At 54.3% G+C, this 15,465-nt stretch carries 17 protein-coding genes; 6 read left to right on the top strand and 11 right to left on the bottom strand.

Annotated elements, in window-relative coordinates; genetic code table 11:
- Positions 1 to 21 precede the first annotated feature (21 nt).
- The 3 genes from IPM58_16635 to IPM58_16625 all read left to right on the top strand — a co-directional run bounded on the left by IPM58_16635 (position 22) and on the right by IPM58_16625 (position 2,666).
- Positions 22 to 705 (top strand): TIGR00266 family protein, encoded by a 684-nt coding sequence (locus tag IPM58_16635; GenBank protein ID MBK9308662.1) that lies wholly within the window; start codon positions 22 to 24, stop codon positions 703 to 705.
- Between the two features lie 57 nt (positions 706 to 762).
- Entirely contained in the window at positions 763 to 1,911 is a 1,149-nt protein-coding gene (locus IPM58_16630) for a M48 family metallopeptidase (GenBank protein MBK9308661.1), read from the top strand.
- Between the two features lie 191 nt (positions 1,912 to 2,102).
- Complete coding sequence (locus IPM58_16625) at positions 2,103 to 2,666, top strand: DUF3332 family protein (GenBank protein ID MBK9308660.1); 564 nt, start codon at positions 2,103 to 2,105, stop codon at positions 2,664 to 2,666.
- 23 nt (positions 2,667 to 2,689) lie between these two features.
- On the opposite strand, the gene IPM58_16620 is transcribed toward IPM58_16625, so the two are convergent.
- Positions 2,690 to 3,235 carry an outer membrane beta-barrel protein gene (locus IPM58_16620; GenBank protein MBK9308659.1) on the bottom strand — a complete coding sequence of 182 codons (546 nt, stop codon included), beginning with the start codon at positions 3,233 to 3,235 and terminating at the stop codon, positions 2,690 to 2,692.
- A gap of 829 nt (positions 3,236 to 4,064) precedes the next feature.
- Here IPM58_16620 and IPM58_16615 point away from each other — a divergent pair.
- Both IPM58_16615 and IPM58_16610 read left to right on the top strand, forming a co-directional pair.
- Positions 4,065 to 4,574 (top strand): DUF3015 domain-containing protein, encoded by a 510-nt coding sequence (locus IPM58_16615; protein ID MBK9308658.1) that lies wholly within the window; start codon positions 4,065 to 4,067, stop codon positions 4,572 to 4,574.
- A 105-nt stretch (positions 4,575 to 4,679) separates the two neighbouring features.
- Positions 4,680 to 6,539 (top strand): DUF4105 domain-containing protein, encoded by a 1,860-nt coding sequence (locus IPM58_16610; protein MBK9308657.1) that lies wholly within the window; start codon positions 4,680 to 4,682, stop codon positions 6,537 to 6,539.
- A 14-nt stretch (positions 6,540 to 6,553) separates the two neighbouring features.
- On the opposite strand, the gene IPM58_16605 is transcribed toward IPM58_16610, so the two are convergent.
- Positions 6,554 to 7,081, bottom strand: coding sequence for a hypothetical protein (locus IPM58_16605; GenBank protein ID MBK9308656.1), 528 nt, complete (start codon positions 7,079 to 7,081; stop codon positions 6,554 to 6,556).
- Between the two features lie 163 nt (positions 7,082 to 7,244).
- On the opposite strand from IPM58_16605, the gene IPM58_16600 reads away from it, so the two are divergent.
- Entirely contained in the window at positions 7,245 to 8,009 is a 765-nt protein-coding gene (locus IPM58_16600; protein MBK9308655.1) for an alpha/beta hydrolase, read from the top strand.
- A gap of 36 nt (positions 8,010 to 8,045) precedes the next feature.
- Here the strand turns inward: IPM58_16600 and IPM58_16595 are convergent, their stop codons facing one another.
- The 9 genes from IPM58_16595 to IPM58_16555 all read right to left on the bottom strand — a co-directional run bounded on the left by IPM58_16595 (position 8,046) and on the right by IPM58_16555 (position 15,449).
- Entirely contained in the window at positions 8,046 to 8,450 is a 405-nt protein-coding gene (locus IPM58_16595; protein MBK9308654.1) for a hypothetical protein, read from the bottom strand.
- A 158-nt stretch (positions 8,451 to 8,608) separates the two neighbouring features.
- Positions 8,609 to 9,343, bottom strand: coding sequence for an SDR family oxidoreductase (locus tag IPM58_16590; protein MBK9308653.1), 735 nt, complete (start codon positions 9,341 to 9,343; stop codon positions 8,609 to 8,611).
- A 31-nt stretch (positions 9,344 to 9,374) separates the two neighbouring features.
- Positions 9,375 to 10,127, bottom strand: coding sequence for a TIGR04282 family arsenosugar biosynthesis glycosyltransferase (locus IPM58_16585; protein MBK9308652.1), 753 nt, complete (start codon positions 10,125 to 10,127; stop codon positions 9,375 to 9,377).
- 3 nt (positions 10,128 to 10,130) lie between these two features.
- On the bottom strand, positions 10,131 to 10,823 hold the full coding sequence (locus tag IPM58_16580; GenBank protein ID MBK9308651.1) for a TIGR04283 family arsenosugar biosynthesis glycosyltransferase: 693 nt from the start codon (positions 10,821 to 10,823) through the stop codon (positions 10,131 to 10,133).
- An 8-nt stretch (positions 10,824 to 10,831) separates the two neighbouring features.
- Positions 10,832 to 11,245: a hypothetical protein gene (locus IPM58_16575; protein MBK9308650.1), complete on the bottom strand. Its 414-nt coding sequence runs from the start codon at positions 11,243 to 11,245 to the stop codon at positions 10,832 to 10,834.
- A 2-nt stretch (positions 11,246 to 11,247) separates the two neighbouring features.
- Complete coding sequence (locus IPM58_16570; protein MBK9308649.1) at positions 11,248 to 12,405, bottom strand: 2'-deoxycytidine 5'-triphosphate deaminase; 1,158 nt, start codon at positions 12,403 to 12,405, stop codon at positions 11,248 to 11,250.
- On the bottom strand, positions 12,402 to 13,598 hold the full coding sequence (locus tag IPM58_16565) for a KamA family radical SAM protein (GenBank protein MBK9308648.1): 1,197 nt from the start codon (positions 13,596 to 13,598) through the stop codon (positions 12,402 to 12,404). Before IPM58_16565 ends, IPM58_16570 begins: the two co-directional genes overlap by 4 nt.
- Before the next feature lie 17 nt (positions 13,599 to 13,615).
- On the bottom strand, positions 13,616 to 13,954 hold the full coding sequence (locus IPM58_16560) for a glutathione S-transferase N-terminal domain-containing protein (protein MBK9308647.1): 339 nt from the start codon (positions 13,952 to 13,954) through the stop codon (positions 13,616 to 13,618).
- A gap of 70 nt (positions 13,955 to 14,024) precedes the next feature.
- Positions 14,025 to 15,449, bottom strand: coding sequence for a hypothetical protein (locus IPM58_16555; GenBank protein MBK9308646.1), 1,425 nt, complete (start codon positions 15,447 to 15,449; stop codon positions 14,025 to 14,027).
- Positions 15,450 to 15,465 lie beyond the last annotated feature (16 nt).

The raw sequence follows: 15,465 nt of genomic DNA, 5'->3' as shown, positions 1-15,465 counted from the left end.
AGAGAATAAAGGAGAAGGTGAATGAGAAGCGAAATTCTGTATCCCGGGGCATTTCCGATGGTGCGAGTGGAGCTGGCTGAGGGAGAACATATCAAAGCGGAATCAGGTGCGATGGTGGCCTGCTCGCCGACTATCGACATTGAAAGTAAAATGGAGGGAGGGTTCCTCGGCGCCCTGTCGAGAAAGTTTCTGACAGGGGAGAAGTTTTTCTTCCAGACGTTACGTGCCAGTCGGGGTGCCGGCGAGGCGCTGCTGGCTCCGACGGTGCCGGGTGAAATCGTTGTGCTGGAGCTTGATGGCGTCAATGAGTATATGGTGCAGAAAGACGGATTCCTGGCCGGTGCGGATGGAATTGCCATAGACAGCCAAATGCAGAGCATGACTCGAGGATTGCTGGGTGGGGAGGGGTTCTTCATCCTCAAGATGAGCGGAAAAGGGATGCTCGTCCTGAACAGTTTCGGCGCTATTCACAAGATCGAGTTGAAGCCTAATCAGGAATATATTGTCGACAATAGCCACCTCGTGGCGTGGTCGACCACAACCACGTATAACATCGAAAAAGCCACCTCCGGTTGGGTCGCCAGCTTCACGTCGGGAGAAGGGTTCGTCTGCCGATTTCGTGGACCGGGTATCGTGTATATTCAAAGCCGCAATCCCCGCGGCTTCGGTTCATGGGTACGACAGTTCATCCCAGTCTCCGAATAGCGGATGAGGAAGACACCGACCACGTGTACCGTCTTGTGATCAGTGGGTTCTCACTCCATGGTTGAGACTGCGCCCAATGGGCTCTATTTCGGCGACGGATTCCCTGCCAGTGGTGTGCCGTGCGTCGTTCGCGTCGAAGAGCATGGACTCACGATCACCTTTTCTTCTGACGTTCATGGAGCCGAGAAGGGTGCAGACTCTGTGCCGTTTTCAGATATGCGCGTGTCTGCTGGTGGGCTGGACCACGATCAGCTGGTGGTGATGTGGGACACACCGACTGCACCGCGGACTCTGTATCTGAAAAACCCTGATGTCATTCGAGCGTTCCGGCAAGCCGCCCCGGCGCATTTGAACAGCCCGCTTGAACGGGCGGCGGAACAAGTCCGTCAGGTGCGGAAGCGGCACCGAGTGGTCTGGGGTGTCGTCGGGGGGAGTCTCCTGGCTCTGGTGTTGGGGCTATGGTTTGGAAGCGACGTGCTGGTCGAACTGGCAGTCGATCGCATTCCCATCGAGTGGGAACAGAAGCTGGGCGAATCAGCCTATCGCGACTTTCTCGGCGGGCAAGAGGTGATGCAAGAAGGTCCAGCGGTGTCGGCTGTCGAGGAGATGACCCGTCGTCTGGCCGGCCAGATTCTGGATAGTCCCTATCGATTCAAGGTCACTGTCGTGAAGAGTGATGTGGTGAATGCCTTTGCCCTGCCAGGTGGCTCTGTCGTGGTCTTTACCGGACTGATGAAAAAAGCGGACCGTCCGGAAGAGGTGGCAGGGGTCTTGGCGCATGAGTTGAACCATGTCCTACAGCGGCACGGGCTCGAGCGGATCGTGAAACAGCTGGGCTTCATTGCCGTGGCGTCAATTATTTTTGGGAACCAGCAAGGCTTGGGGCAGATAATGAAACAACTTGGTGTGGAATTAATGACGCTGAAGTTCGGTCGTGCGCAGGAAACCGAGGCAGATCTGACCGGTCTTCAATTGCTCCACCGTGCCAAGATCGACCCGTCCGGTATGATCACCTTCTTTGAGCGGCTGGCGGAGAAGGATGGGGGGCGGGTGGAATTGCTGTCCACCCATCCGATGAGCGGCTCAAGGGCTGAGCGGTTGAAAACTGAGCTCGCAGCCATGCCGATCGTAACTCCGGAACCCTTCGCGTTCGAATGGGGCACGATTCAAACGGCACTTGGCGTGCCGATCAGTACAGGCTCATGAGTCGGTTTCGTTCGATCGGTCTCTCTTGCCAAGACCGTATCCCGAAGTCGTCCTGTGCTGAATGAGCGCTCCCATCGCTCTTTGTCCGGAGCAGGTTGTGCCTGCATTCACTCTTATGCTAGACGAGTGTGTAGGTACGATTAGATGGGGCTGCTCACTTATTCCTAGGTACTTCGAACAGGGAGGAGATCATGACTACACTCGTTCGTCGCATGATGATTGCGGTTGTGTTGATGTGCTTTGTAACGGTGAGTACGGCTTGCTATGGTCCGTTTAATCTCACCAAGAACGTCTATCACTGGAATAGTAATGTCAAAGGCAGCGGACAAGTGAACGACAAGTGGATGAAGGAGATTGTCTTCTTTGGGATGTTGATCGTTCCCGCCTACATGTTTTCGGCGCTGCTGGACACATTTATCTTTAACTCAATGCACTTTTGGACTGGGGAAAGCCCGATCAAAGCTTCTGATACAGGTGTTGACGATACGAAGGTGGCCACTGTGGGTGATACTACCATCCGGTGGACCCAGTCGAATGATGGGGCAACGGTGACCTATGAACGCCACGGTATCGTCGAGCGTCGAGCCACGATTGTCCCCAATGGGGCAGGGTATCGTCTCATTGATGAGGATGGCAAGCTGCTATCTGAGGCAGAGTACGCCATGGACGGGGGTGTCCAACTTCGCAATGGTGATGGACGGGTAGTGAATCGTTGGAGCCAGTCGCAACTTCAATCGCTCGCTCCGGCGCAATAACCTAAATCGACTTTGCCGGAAAATTAAAAGCGTAGCCCTGCACCCGCCAATCCATAATGGGTGCGAAAATCGATGGCTAATCCGTCCCAGTGATAGTTGGCCGATACATACCGATATTCGCCGAACAGAAACCACTTGGGACTGATTAGAAACTGTCCGCCGACCAGAAACTGATGGACTAAGGCATAGGCAGAGTCAAAATCCTCATCCGCTCGCCCAGAGATGTTCGGGTTGAGGAGGACTCCAGAGGACCAACCAAGACCAATCCCAACATACGGACGGACGTACTTGCCTGGATACCGCAAGATGAGATTGGCCGTCGTATTACTCACTAGCAGGTCGGACCGACCCGTGCCGTGGATCGATCCTCTTGTGGCATTGGGGAATGAGAGTGTTCCGTGGTGGATATTTGAATCCAATGCGAGCCCCATCATTCCATGCAGCGCAGATGGGAAGAGTCCAACCTTCACTCCAGCTCCAAAGCCCTGCTGTATGGAAGCTGGAATGATCGCCCCTTGATTAAAAATGTCCTGATCGCGCGGCCAACTGCCTAGCGCGTATCCACTCAACTCAAGATCTCCAAGTTCGACTGAGTACACGAGCGCGGGAGTATCTAGCCACCAGAACAGCACGCTGAACAGAGCAGCAGGCAGTAAAGGGCAACCAACTTTCACTATGTAACAAAGAAAAAGGGGAGAAAAAGACAGGGCCTTGCGTAGGTGTGGCCGAAGGCCCCTGTACAACCCCTTACAGCCGTCGGTTGGGTTCCAAGACAGAGTGTGCGCCATCGACTATCTGCGAGTTTTGAAATCACCATCACTGGCCGAGACGGCGACTGCTTACCTAGTGACCTTAATCTATCATCCGGCGGGAGTATAGTTGTATGGGCGGTATCCGTCAATTTGATATCCAGCGCACATCTAATAAAGAACCGAGCGTATTGATCGCGTCTGTTGCAGGAGTTTGATGAGTGTGAAGTGTGAGGATCTAGCCGCTAGAACTACGGAACAATACCTGCCAAAATCAATCACGCAAAGCTTCGGTTGTGGTTTCAAGTGAGCCGTATTCAGTGTGCTGATATTCAGCATAATGTCGAAGGTCAGTGTGTGCAAGCTTTGTTTGGCCTGTGTGGCAAGACAGAATCTGCTGGGCTGAGGAGCTCTGTGAATGTCCAGCGAACTTGTTAGGTGTGGAACATCGGATTTGCGGTAGGTGCTCGAAAAAAGTTGTTGCGCTGATCCATGATTTGTCTATAATCATTCCCCCATTTTATTGAAGCGAATAATTCATGAAACGGAACTTTTTTCTCAACATCCCTAGTGAATTCGGCTATACTTTGGGGCGATGTTTGGGTAGTGAGTGTGGGTACTCATACTTAAATTTAATGGAGGAGGATTTATGTTGAAGAAAGTGCTTATGTTTTCTATCGCCGTCCTGTTTGGTGCCCAGGCAGGTCTTGCAATGGCGTCTAATCCAGATACGGGGCCAGGCTGCGGTTTAGGGAAGCTGGCGTGGGGCGAGTATAAGGGCCAGAAGGAAATCCTTCCTCAAGTGCTGCAGACGACCACAAATGGTACCTTTTGGAGCCAGACGTTCGGCATCAGCTTCGGAACCTCCGGCTGCACCAATGATGGAAAAATCATGGGTGAGCACAAGACCACGATGTTCGCGTCGCTGAACTTCGACGCCCTCACGGCGGAAATGGCTCAGGGACAGGGCGAGCACCTGACCTCACTCGCGACTCTGATGGGCGTGCCGGCTGAGCGCCACGCGGAGTTTTTTGCCATGACTCAGGAACGCTATACGTCACTGGTCCAAGCTGGAGAAACGTCTCCAGTGGCCTTGGTGAAGTCTCTCAATGATGCGATCGCGGGCCATCCGGTCCTCGCTCAAGCATCGATTCGCTAAGTGATCAGCGAGGGCCCTGGCAGGAATGTCAGGGCCCTCGCTGTGTCGTATTACGACGTGCTGGTTCCTATTCTTGCTATCATCGGTTCGCTTTTTCTTTCAGCCATCTCTGAGGCCCAGTCACCAGACCATGAGTCCTATCTCGCGCAGCTGATCGAGCAGGCGCAACAAAAGAAACTCGCCGAACAGCGTGATTGGCGGCTGTTGTTGCATTATCGGAAGGGACTCTTTGGAGAATATGAAAGCGAACAGGACGACCCAGGGTTTTTTCTGTCTCCGAACGGAAAGACCAATCCGGAAGCCGAACTAGCTGCCACACTCGCACAATTCTTCTCATCCGAACTGGTGGGACGATCCAAGCAGCCGGCTCAATGCGCCTTTGTGGCGCGCTATCACTGGCTCAAGGAACAACTCACATTTGACTCGGCCCGTCTTCCCCAGCTTGCGTGCGAACGGTTCGATCGCTGGTACGAAGATTTTGAAGTTGACTCCGTCTCCCTGATCTTTCCTTCATCCTATCTAAACAACCCGGCGTCGATGTTTGGCCATACGCTGTTTCGCGTGGACCAAAAAGGCCAAACGGAACAGACCCGTATTCTGTCCTACACCATCAACTATGCGGCTGATGTTCCACCCAACAGCGGGTTGCTGTATCCAATACGAGGGATCTTCGGCAGCTATCGAGGATACTTCTCAACGATTCCTTATTACCTGAAGGTGCAGCAGTATCGAGACATTGAGAACCGCGATATTTGGGAATATAGGTTGAATCTCACCGAAAATCAGTTACGGCGCTTCCTGATGCATACGTGGGAACTGGGGAATGCCTATTTCGACTATTTCTACTTCAAGGAAAACTGCTCCTATCACATCCTGGCTTTGTTGGATTATGCCGATCCGAACTTGCATCTGACCGATGAATTTCTGTTTTGGACCGTTCCGGCTGACACCGTCAGATTAATTATTTCAAAACCTGGCTTGGTATCTGGCATTACCTATCGCCCTTCCCGCAGCACCATCATCAAGCGAAAGCGAGAATCACTACCCGCGGCAGAGCGGGATCTAGCGCAACGGGTCACCCAAGACCTTGGGGAACTGACTTCGCCGGCGTTCACTCACCTCACTCCTCCCAAACAGGCGTTTGTCCTGGATTTGGCGTCAGATTTTCTTCGCTCTCAGATTGAGACGAAAAAGGATCCGAAACCAGAATGGAAAGAGCGTAATAGGGCAGTTCTGACGGCTCGTAGCCGACTTCGAATCCCATCTGAGGAATTCTCCGTACGTCCATTTGCGAAACAGCCTGAGCTAGGCCATAAGATGTTACAGGCTACACTCGGAGGAGGATGGCGGAATAACGATACGTTCGAAGAGGCAACGTTTCGGGGGGGATACCACAGCTTATTAGACCCGGAGGCGGGCTATACGCCGGATGCGCAGATCGAAATGGCCTCCATTACGGTTCGGCATTACAACCGAGCTGATCAGACCAGAGTAGAACGAGCCACGTTGCTGAATCTGCTGTCACTCTCACCTATGGACTCCGTTTTTCGATCGCCCTCCTGGAAGCTCAACGTGGGGATGAACACGATTCGCCACAATGGCTGTCAGCTCTGCAGCAATGGTGTATTTAGCGGTGGCTTAGGAGGGGCAAAGGAATTGCGGCTGCTCAACCGCGAAGTCCTGTTCGCTTTCGCAGAAGCCGAAGCGAACGTCAGTCGAGCTTATGATGACATGCACCGAGTCGGTGGTGGCGCAACGATTGGGATCTTATCCGATCTCGCTGAACGCTGGAAAGTTATGGCAACGGGGTCGTATCTAAGGTTTCCCCTTGGTGACAAGTCCGACGAGTTTCGCTGGTACGTTGGCTCTCGTTTCACAATAGCCCAGAATTGGGCGGTAAGACTGGAGTATAACCATCGGAACCATGACAACGATATTCTCTTCAGTGTTCAAGCCTTTTTTTAAGGGTTGGATGTGGTCTAGGGTGAAGTGGTGTTTTGTGGATTTTCTGCTGTGTCAGGATGAGGAGTCTGATTCAAGCGTGATGCCGGTCGCTTTCGGACATACTTGTCCTGTTCCGCAAGGGCAGCCTTCTCTTCAGCCGAAAGCGGTGGAGGAGTATACCCACTGATACGAAGTACTCTGTTGTCGGCGCCGTAAACGATGTGAGTCTCTTCTTTGTGCCCTACAAAAAGTTCAATCACAGTGAACGCAGGCTCAGCAAACCCCAGGGTAGCTAAGTCATAATAACCGTAAATTGCGGCACGGGCAGCATTAGGCGAATTACCCATTGAGTATTTGTATGTCACTTCAGTAGTGCCGTCACCAATGTCTTTTGGCGTTCCAGGCTGATTGAACTCGAAATCAATTTCCTCTTTGGTTGCTCCGACCTTAATATGCTCAAAATCAGGTTCCTTGTCGCCGATCATCGCCATCGCAATTGAGCAGCCTGATAGGGTTAGCACCGCATATAGTCCACAGAGCGTTGCAGAAAGTGATCTATACATTATAGATTCTCCCCTAATAAGGAAAAGGCAAGTATCTGAGCTAGATGTTATATCGCAGGTATGGGATTGCCCAAGGAAACAATCGGTTTTTACCTGGCTAAGAGAAACAACGCCAACCTGTCTTCCTCTTCCTTCTCGGAGCTGACTTCGCTATCCTCGTGCGATGAGCCTGCTTGACCAATTCTTCGTCTATTACCCCGAATCATGGCAGGATCGAGACTGGGCAAGGCTGACCGGTTTGCCGCTCGAAGATGTGTGGTTTCAGGCCACTGATAGGTCGCGACTTTTCGGCTGGTATGTTGAAGCAGCCGCCAACCGTCCCGTCTTACTCTGGTGCCATGGCAATGCGGGCAACATCATCAATCGCCTCGATAATCTGAAGCTTCTCTACCAGATGGGACTGTCCGTCTTCTTGTTCGACTATCGGGGATATGGGAAGAGTCAGAATATTCGTCCCACGGAGCAGGGTTTCTATGATGATGCCGTTGGGGCATATGACTACCTGACCAGAGTCAGAAAGATTCGTCCCGAACGAATTGTGCTGTTCGGGCGGTCGCTGGGAGCGTCCGTGGCAGGAGAACTCGCAGCCCAACGGCCTGCCTCGGCCTTGATTCTCGAGTCATCATTTCCTTCTATCGAGGCAGTGGCCAAATTCTATTATGGGGGGGTACCTGTGCATTGGCTCCTCGGAGCCGCACATCGATTGATCGACAGGCTCCCGCAGCTGTCGCTTCCCAAGCTGATCATCCATGGAGACAAGGACGAGATTATTCCCATTGAGTTTGGTCGCCAGGTCTTCGACGCGGCCAAATCACCCAAGGAATGGTATGTGATCGAAGGTGCCGGACATAACGACACGTATGTCGTCGGTGGGAAGGACTACTTCCGTCGAGTTGGAGAGTTCATCCGAAAAGCACTTGTCGCCTAAGGGGACAATAGTCTGAGATTGCAGGACTGTGTTGAATTATCGTTTGGCTTCTGGTGGTGGCCAGTTCATTTCCGTGTGTCGGCCGCAGTAGTAACATAAGAGACGATAGCGACCTTTCCGGCGCGGATTGGGCAACGAGACAAAGGTAATGGGGGTTTCGTCGAAGGGGCAAATTGGTTGATCGTGAAGGAGGTGTGCTTCTGCCATCAATGTGATTGAGGCATCATCCCACGCAGGTTGGTGTGTTTCTTTTCCAGTGATGTGTTCCACGGTATGACACTGTTCGCATGTAGCCTCATACGTCTTAATCTTGGCAGTGTGCAGCGTGTGATCAACCACATCCATGGGGCCACCGCATCCTGGCTTGGCGCAAGTCAGGTGTTCGTGTTGCAGGGCCTGGACGAACCGTCTATGCGCCTCACGTTCTTGATCCGATTTCATCGGTGTCCCTTCCTTTCCTGAATTCTCTTCTCTGCCTAGAATGGCATCCAGGTTGGTTCCCCTGCGCACATTGAGCGAGCACAGCCCTTCATCAGAGAATATACTCATTCCGAGTGCGCGCTCAGTGAGCAAGGAACTAACCTGGGTGTCGTTCTACCCTATATCCCCCAGGCTCCGCTGATTTGGATATTCGCGCCATTGACGTACCGGGCTTCTTCGCTGAGCAAATATCGGACTGCGGCAATCGTATCATCAACCGTTCCGATGTACCCAGCAGGAATGCGTTTCGTCATGGCCGCAAGTTCCTGAGGTGGGGCGCTGCCGGAGTCGATGAAGCCGGGCGAAATAGCGTTGACCGTAATCCCATAGGGAGCCAGGAGCTTGGCTAACGTGCGTGTGAGAATGAGGACGCCTGCTTTGGCAATGTAATGGCCGGTGACATCAGGCTGTGCTTCCATCTGATCAGCATTGGCCATACTGAAACTGATAATCCTGCCCACTTTACGGGCCTTCATGCCTGGTGCAACGGCCCGAGCAAGGTAGAAGATGGGATGCAGGTTGCCGTCGAACATCTCGTTCCACCCCGCAACGGTTTCGTCGAACAGGTTGATGCGGTGATAGGGGCCAGCTCCATTGATGAGAACATCGATTCGCCCCCACGTTTGTTCAACTTGTGCCACTAAGTTCTTCGAGGCTACCGGGTCTGAGACATCACACCGGATCACAAGGGCCTCCCCGCCGCGGGTCGTGATGTCTTGTGCCGTCTGTTGTGCGGCTGCCTCACTCGTTCGGTAGCAGATGGCGATCCTCGATTGTTGGGCGGCGAGGTCGAGGGCAATTCCCCGTCCGATGCCTTTTGCCCCACCAGTGATCAATGCGACGCGCTGGTTCATGCGGTTCCTCGTCCGAACGGCTAGTGAAATGTCATGTTCTTGAACGAAGTCGTTTCGTGAGCGCTTGGAGGACACCGGCGGTGCGGGTCGAAACAACTCGCTCATTTTTGGATTTCTTGCTGTCGGTTGTGCACGCTTCGATCAATGCTTCCAGATCGTCCAATGTATCCACGTCGCGCCAGGGTTGTAGCAAGGCCGTCTTCAAACCAAGCCTGGCTGCTTTCTCTTGTGTGAGCCTCAGCACTTGGTCGGTCGACCATGGGATGTCAGAAAATAGTTCTGGGACTGCCTGGTTGATCCCCATCAGATAATAGCCACCGTCGAGCGCTGGACCGAGGACGACATCATGGTCTTTCAGCGAGGTGAGGGCCTGTTCAAAAAGGTTGAGCGGCAACGTGGGGACATCAGTGCCGGTGATGATGGTTTGGCGATAGCCTCGCCCGAACATTATCTTTACCGCCTCATGCATTCGTGCACCGAGATCAGCTCCGACTTGATCGATCAATTTGACACCTTGCCGCTCTTCCATGATCTTGAAAAATACATGGGTAGTGGATGGGGCGCAGGCAAGGTAGCGATCCATGTCCAACTTCAGCTTTCCAACGGCTGCTTTGGTGCGTTCGAGTGTATCGAGTACAAAGCTGCCGTGGAGTGTGGCGGCCTCGTCGGGAGTCAGCGGTGGGCAGAGGCGCGTCTTGACCTGCCCGGGAACGGGGGCCTTGGCAAAGATGACCAGAGCGGTACCACGAGTCAAGTTCCGGTCAAGGGAAGGAGCAGTCGGCATACCCTATCGCACCGCGTGGTAGACACGGGCCAGTTGATGCGGGCTGACACCCGCCCAGTAGAGGAAACGCAGCGTCCACATAAAGAGAATGGTCCGCAGGGGGCCTTGTGTGTCCCACCGTCTAAAGGAGGTCACGACGGTGTCTCGGAGTGCCACAATACCACCGGCTTGCTGGAGTCGCCTGCTGAATTCAATGTCTTCCATCAGGGGAATCTCACTAAAACCGCCGAGCATCTCGAATACGTCACGGCGCACAAAAAGGGCTTGATCGCCGGTTGCGATCCTCGTCAGGCGCGACCTGCGATTCATAAAGGAGCTGATGACTTGGCTCCACGGCGAAGAGCTATCGAATCGGACGTCGAAACGTCCCCCCACCACGGATGGGCTGGTTAAGGCCAATCCAACAATCCGTTCAGCTTGTGGCGGAAGTTGAGTGTCGGCATGCAAGAAGAGGAGGACCTCACCCTGACTGGCCTTCGCGCCTTCATTCATTTGGGACGCGCGGCCTTGTCGCGCCGTGATGACACGGGCGTTTGTCATGCGTCCACAGAAGTCGTGAGCAAGGTCGAGGGTACGGTCTGTGCTGCCTCCGTCGACGATGATGATCTCAGTGGGAGCCGAGGCCGACAAACATGCGAGACTCTGTGGCAGACTCCGTTCTTCGTTTAGCGTCGGGATGATGACAGAGATTGTCATCCTGGAGATCACGGGGTCGGCTTCTTCGGTTCGACGAACATGAAGTACATCACGATGATGATGGTACCCCAAAAGAGCATCTGTTTGTGCCAAAACAACACTTCGCCATACTGAAACAGGACCAGGGCTAATGTGACGGCGAGGCCCATGACTCCGTACCGAATGCCGGGTGTTTCGATTGCCGCATTGGCCCAGATCGTCAGACCTCCGAAGTAGATGAGAAACGGCACCTCATTGATTTCGAACCCTCCGCTGATAGAGAGGAAGATGTTCAAAAAGCCGATGAACATCAACGCGGTGCCGATCATCAGACCGATGACGTGGACTTGGTGTTCATTCCCCCCTTCCTGCCCGTCTGATGAGGAGGGGGAAGGCGAATGCACTGGGTCGTTGTGAGAAGGTGGGAGATCAGTTGGAGCCATCGCTAGACCTTAAAATGTTTACTCAGTGTGAGTGATTGTTGTTGATAGGATGACCCCAACCCCGATCCATAGAGTTGTGTCGGAACACCCAGCATTTTCTCATAGACGACTTTGAAAAACGTCTGTCCATCATGGATTAAGAATGGCACATCATGGGGACGAACTTCCAGCACGACTTGTGTCCCTTTGATTTCTCCCTTCGACCCAAAGCCGAACCCTGGGTCGAAGAACCCGGCGTAATGCGTTCGTAACTCGCCACAGGCCGCTTCGTAGGCCACCATTTCGGCGGCATAGCCCGCCGGAACGCGGATGCGTTCCTTTGAGGCGAGGATGTAGAACTCCTCCGGCTCCAAGAGCAGGCTGTCCTGACGATGACGGGGAAGCGGTTCCCAAAAGTCTGATGCTGCATAATGACTGATTTTTGCCAGATCAATCACGTGACTATTCTTTTTTGCCCGGTACCCGATCACCCGGTTATTCCCCCGATCTGATCCCGCCAGATCGATCCGAAGGAACAGGCCACGATCGGCTCGAAAGTCGCCGTTCCCGACGGGTTTCAGTGCCCCGCTATTTTGGTAGAGCAAGGGAGTCCGTCGATGGAGGGCCAGCAGGGCTTGGTCAGCCACGGTGGCTTCACCGGCGACAAACCGGATCTGATTCAAGGACTGTCCGGTACGCACATTGATAGCAAAGGAGCGTGGGACAATTTCAAGGAATAATTGACCTCGATAACCGGCTCGGATTTCATCGAATCCCGCGGTGAGGTCCGTGACCACGCGGGTAAAGATGTCCAAGCGCCCGGTCGTGCTCTTGGGGTTTGCATGGGCGCGAATCGTCTTCGGAAGCGCCAGGTGTTCCAGTAGGGGGACCAGGTAGACGTGGCCCTTCTCCAGAATGGCACCGTCCGTCAGGTCCATCTCATACATGACGAGATCGGACTGATAAAAATCCAACACGTTGAGCCGAGAGGAAATGGCCGACAGCTCGGGTAAGAAACTGCTGATCAAGCGATAGGCTTTGTGCCCTAAGCGGAGGTCGAGGCTAGCCGGTTGAAGTTGTCGGTCTTCGACGGCCGGCGAAGACATCACGGCACGACTCGCGATCAGGCGCTTAATGTCCTGGTAGGGGAGAATGCCGGCCCGGCGAGATGGTGTGGTCACAGGTCGTCCGACTCTCCGCCACAGCTGTTTCCCCACGACGCGAAGCCGTCTCGATCGGGATAGCTGTCACTGCAGGACGCATAGGCTTCCTCATCCGAGGCCTCACGCGAGGATCGGGCGCCGACCATCGGAAGCTCGCGCCCAGACCCGGTCTTGGGTTGAGGATAGAGGAACGATTTATGCTCGTAGTTGCGGAGAACAGCCCCATCTTCGTCCAGATGAACCAAATAATCGGCTGGTAACAATGGAATCTTCCCACCGCCGCCAGGTGCATCGATGACGAAGTGGGGTACGGCCATTCCACTGGTATGGCCTTGGAGTGCTTTGATGATATTCAAGCCGGTTTCTACGGTCGTCCGGAAATGATTGGTCCCTTTGGTCAGATCGGCTTGGTACAGGTAGTAGGGCTTTACCCGGGCCAGGAGCAGCTGATGAACGAGACGTTTCATCGTCTCAGGATCGTCATTGACGTCCTTCAGGAGCACGGTCTGCGCGCCCAATGGTATGCCGGCATCGGCCAGTCTGCCGCAGGCGGCCTTGACCGCAGGCGTGAGTTCATCGGGATGATTGAAATGTAGGTTCATATAGATGGGGTGGTATCGTTTGACCATTTCACATAGTGCGGGCGTGATGCGTTCAGGCAGGCTTCCTGGTACACGCGACCCAATCCGGATCAATTCCAGGTGGGGAATCGTTCGAAGTGATTTCAGGACCCGCTCAAGGAGGTGGTCGGGGAGCAGCAACGGGTCGCCACCGGAGAGAATGACATCACGCACCTCCCGGTGTTCTCGGAGATACTCGATCGCGCGGTCCAATTCCCCCTTCTTGAGGAAGCCGGGTTTGCCGACCAGCCGTTTTCTCGTGCAGAAGCGGCAGTAGATCGGACATTGATTCGTCACCATCAACAGCACTCGGTCCGGATACCGATGAACGAGGTGGGGCACCGGGCTCATGAGATCCTCCTCTAGGGGATCATCATCAGCCGCAATATCATCCAATTCCGCCATTTCGGGGACGACCTGTTTCCAAATTGCATCTCCCGGGGATTTGATGGTCTCCAGGACGGTTGGAGTGATTCGCATGGGATATGGGCCGACGATCGCTTCAACCTCTTTCTCGTCGAGCCCAAACCGTTCCGCCAAGTCTTTCGGTTTGACGATACTTCGGGCGAGGACTTGTCTCCATTCTTCCATGAATCGTCCTTTATTGATCAGTTGATCCGGCAGGAAGGGTGGTCGTCGTCTTCATTCGGGGTATCAGGTATCGCACGGGCTTGCGACTCAAATTGCACCGCGGCCGCATCGCCCACGCCGGCTGCCCCGTATCGTGTATCCAGATAATGAAGAATGTCTTCGGTCTCCGTCAGGATCAGGTCGTCGTCCTTGAGGACCGGGACATAATATTGGCCGGATACATCGTAGACTTGTGTCCGCATCCGTCTGCTGTCAGGCACGACGATATCCTGATAGGAGACCTTCAGAACGCTCAGTTTTTGTCGGACCACGTGACAGTCAGGACACCAGTCGACATGGAAGAGAGTTAAAGCCACGGTGACATAAGGCTACCAGGAAAACGAAGAAAGTGAAACGGCCTTTTTCCATTTTGTTTGTAGGCATACTTCAGCTGGTCTGAACGGCACAAGGCGCCAGTATCGCGTCCTTCATGCCATGGAGCACTTTCTTGTCGGCGGGGCAGATGGTCGCCAGGATGCCGGCCAGTTTGACTGTTCCGTCCGACACAAAATAGTAGGGAGAAAGCCGAGTGCGGCCGGACATCTGAACGACAGCAGCCTTGCCTTCATCCAGAAACTCCATCTCGAACAACCGGCCCTTGTGAAATGCCTGCAAGATGTAAGGAGTAGTCGGGAAAGAGGCCAGCGCGTTGCGCAGCGCGTCGCCCCATTCAGCTTGTGGAAGGTCATGCCCCACAGAAACTCCTCGGCTTCCCCAGGCCAGCTCCGAGAATCCCGACGGCTTAATGACAAACTGGCGCTCCTTCTGCGTAGCGTTCTCAAGATCGGTCCAGCGCGCGACGGCCCGAGGACCGAGATAGAGATCTGGAATCGTGGCGATGGCCGGAAGCGGTGCTGGGTCGAGTAACCAGGTTTTCGGGATGACCCTGGTCAATTGGGTCATGCATTCGGCCTCAAGTTCCTTTTCCCAAAATGGGCGCAGAATGGGATGGTGAAACAGCGCAAAGGCTGACTTTTCCTCCAGTGCCGGTTTGTAGGGAGGGGTCACGGCGACCCGCCCCTTCTTGGCGGCATATTGGATCAGTTCGGCCTTGGGGATGTTCAGGAGGTCGAACAGTTCATAGAAGCGGTAGACGACGCCAATGGGTTGCTCGTGCCCGTCGGCATCCAGCCATAACCCGTCCTCCGTAAATCGAATCTCGCGAGGCTCGACGCACCAGGCAGAGAGTCCTTCCTTGCGGAGCTGTTCGGCGAGCCACAACATCTCCGGCCGGTAGTCTTTGGATTCCTCGGACACCAAGATGGCCACACAGCCTGCGCGCTGGGCTTGATGCGATCGCAGCATGCGGGCAAAGTTTCGAACCATCCCATCCCGTCCTCCGATGATCTGCGAATGCCCCTCATCAAGGTCATGGTAGATCTGAGACAGGCAAGCCGTCAGACCGATGCCTCCGGGAACTGAATCCAGCTCAGTGATCACCATGCCGTCCTGCGTCGGAATGACGTCGGGTCTAATGACGGCCGGGACTTCGTCGCGAAACCGTTTCATCCGGCTGTACTGTAGTAAGGATTCCGGTTTCCCTTGATCGAGGTAGGCGGCAACCCACGTAGGCTGGAGACCTTTCACGCTTTCGTTGTAGAGGCGATTGAGCCCTCGATAAAACGACAGGAGGTGTGGGCCTAACGCGCTAAAAAACTGGAGTTCGTCAGCGGATAGGCGAAGCGGGCAGGGACTGATGCGCCAGGAAACCCCAAATAGATCGGTGCCGCCTAAGCGTGTTCGAACGGTCGTACAGCGGTCATAGGCCGCTGCCGTTGAGAGTGTTGGGCAGATGCCGTGCGTTTGTTCCACGTGGGCCTATCCTTTG

The sequence above is a fragment of the Nitrospira sp. genome (assembly GCA_016715825.1).
Taxonomy (GTDB): Bacteria; Nitrospirota; Nitrospiria; order Nitrospirales; family Nitrospiraceae; genus Nitrospira_D.
The sequence above is the reverse complement of the archived record's forward strand: the minus strand, read 5'-3'. Positions and strand labels throughout refer to the sequence as shown.

Excerpts from the sequence above, each read along its gene's own strand:
- IPM58_16585 (MBK9308652.1), bottom strand. The coding sequence starts at position 10,127 with ATGCCGACTGCTCCTTCCCTTGACCGGAACTTGACTCGTGGTACCGCT.
- IPM58_16580 (MBK9308651.1), bottom strand. The coding sequence starts at position 10,823 with ATGACAATCTCTGTCATCATCCCGACGCTAAACGAAGAACGGAGTCTG.
- IPM58_16630 (MBK9308661.1), top strand. The coding sequence starts at position 763 with ATGGTTGAGACTGCGCCCAATGGGCTCTATTTCGGCGACGGATTCCCT.
- IPM58_16590 (MBK9308653.1), bottom strand. The coding sequence starts at position 9,343 with ATGAACCAGCGCGTCGCATTGATCACTGGTGGGGCAAAAGGCATCGGA.
- IPM58_16575 (MBK9308650.1), bottom strand. The coding sequence starts at position 11,245 with ATGGCTCCAACTGATCTCCCACCTTCTCACAACGACCCAGTGCATTCG.
- IPM58_16625 (MBK9308660.1), top strand. The coding sequence starts at position 2,103 with ATGACTACACTCGTTCGTCGCATGATGATTGCGGTTGTGTTGATGTGC.
- IPM58_16635 (MBK9308662.1), top strand. The coding sequence starts at position 22 with ATGAGAAGCGAAATTCTGTATCCCGGGGCATTTCCGATGGTGCGAGTG.
- IPM58_16565 (MBK9308648.1), bottom strand. The coding sequence starts at position 13,598 with ATGGAAGAATGGAGACAAGTCCTCGCCCGAAGTATCGTCAAACCGAAA.
- IPM58_16615 (MBK9308658.1), top strand. The coding sequence starts at position 4,065 with ATGTTGAAGAAAGTGCTTATGTTTTCTATCGCCGTCCTGTTTGGTGCC.
- IPM58_16605 (MBK9308656.1), bottom strand. The coding sequence starts at position 7,081 with ATGTATAGATCACTTTCTGCAACGCTCTGTGGACTATATGCGGTGCTA.
- IPM58_16600 (MBK9308655.1), top strand. The coding sequence starts at position 7,245 with ATGAGCCTGCTTGACCAATTCTTCGTCTATTACCCCGAATCATGGCAG.
- IPM58_16595 (MBK9308654.1), bottom strand. The coding sequence starts at position 8,450 with ATGAAATCGGATCAAGAACGTGAGGCGCATAGACGGTTCGTCCAGGCC.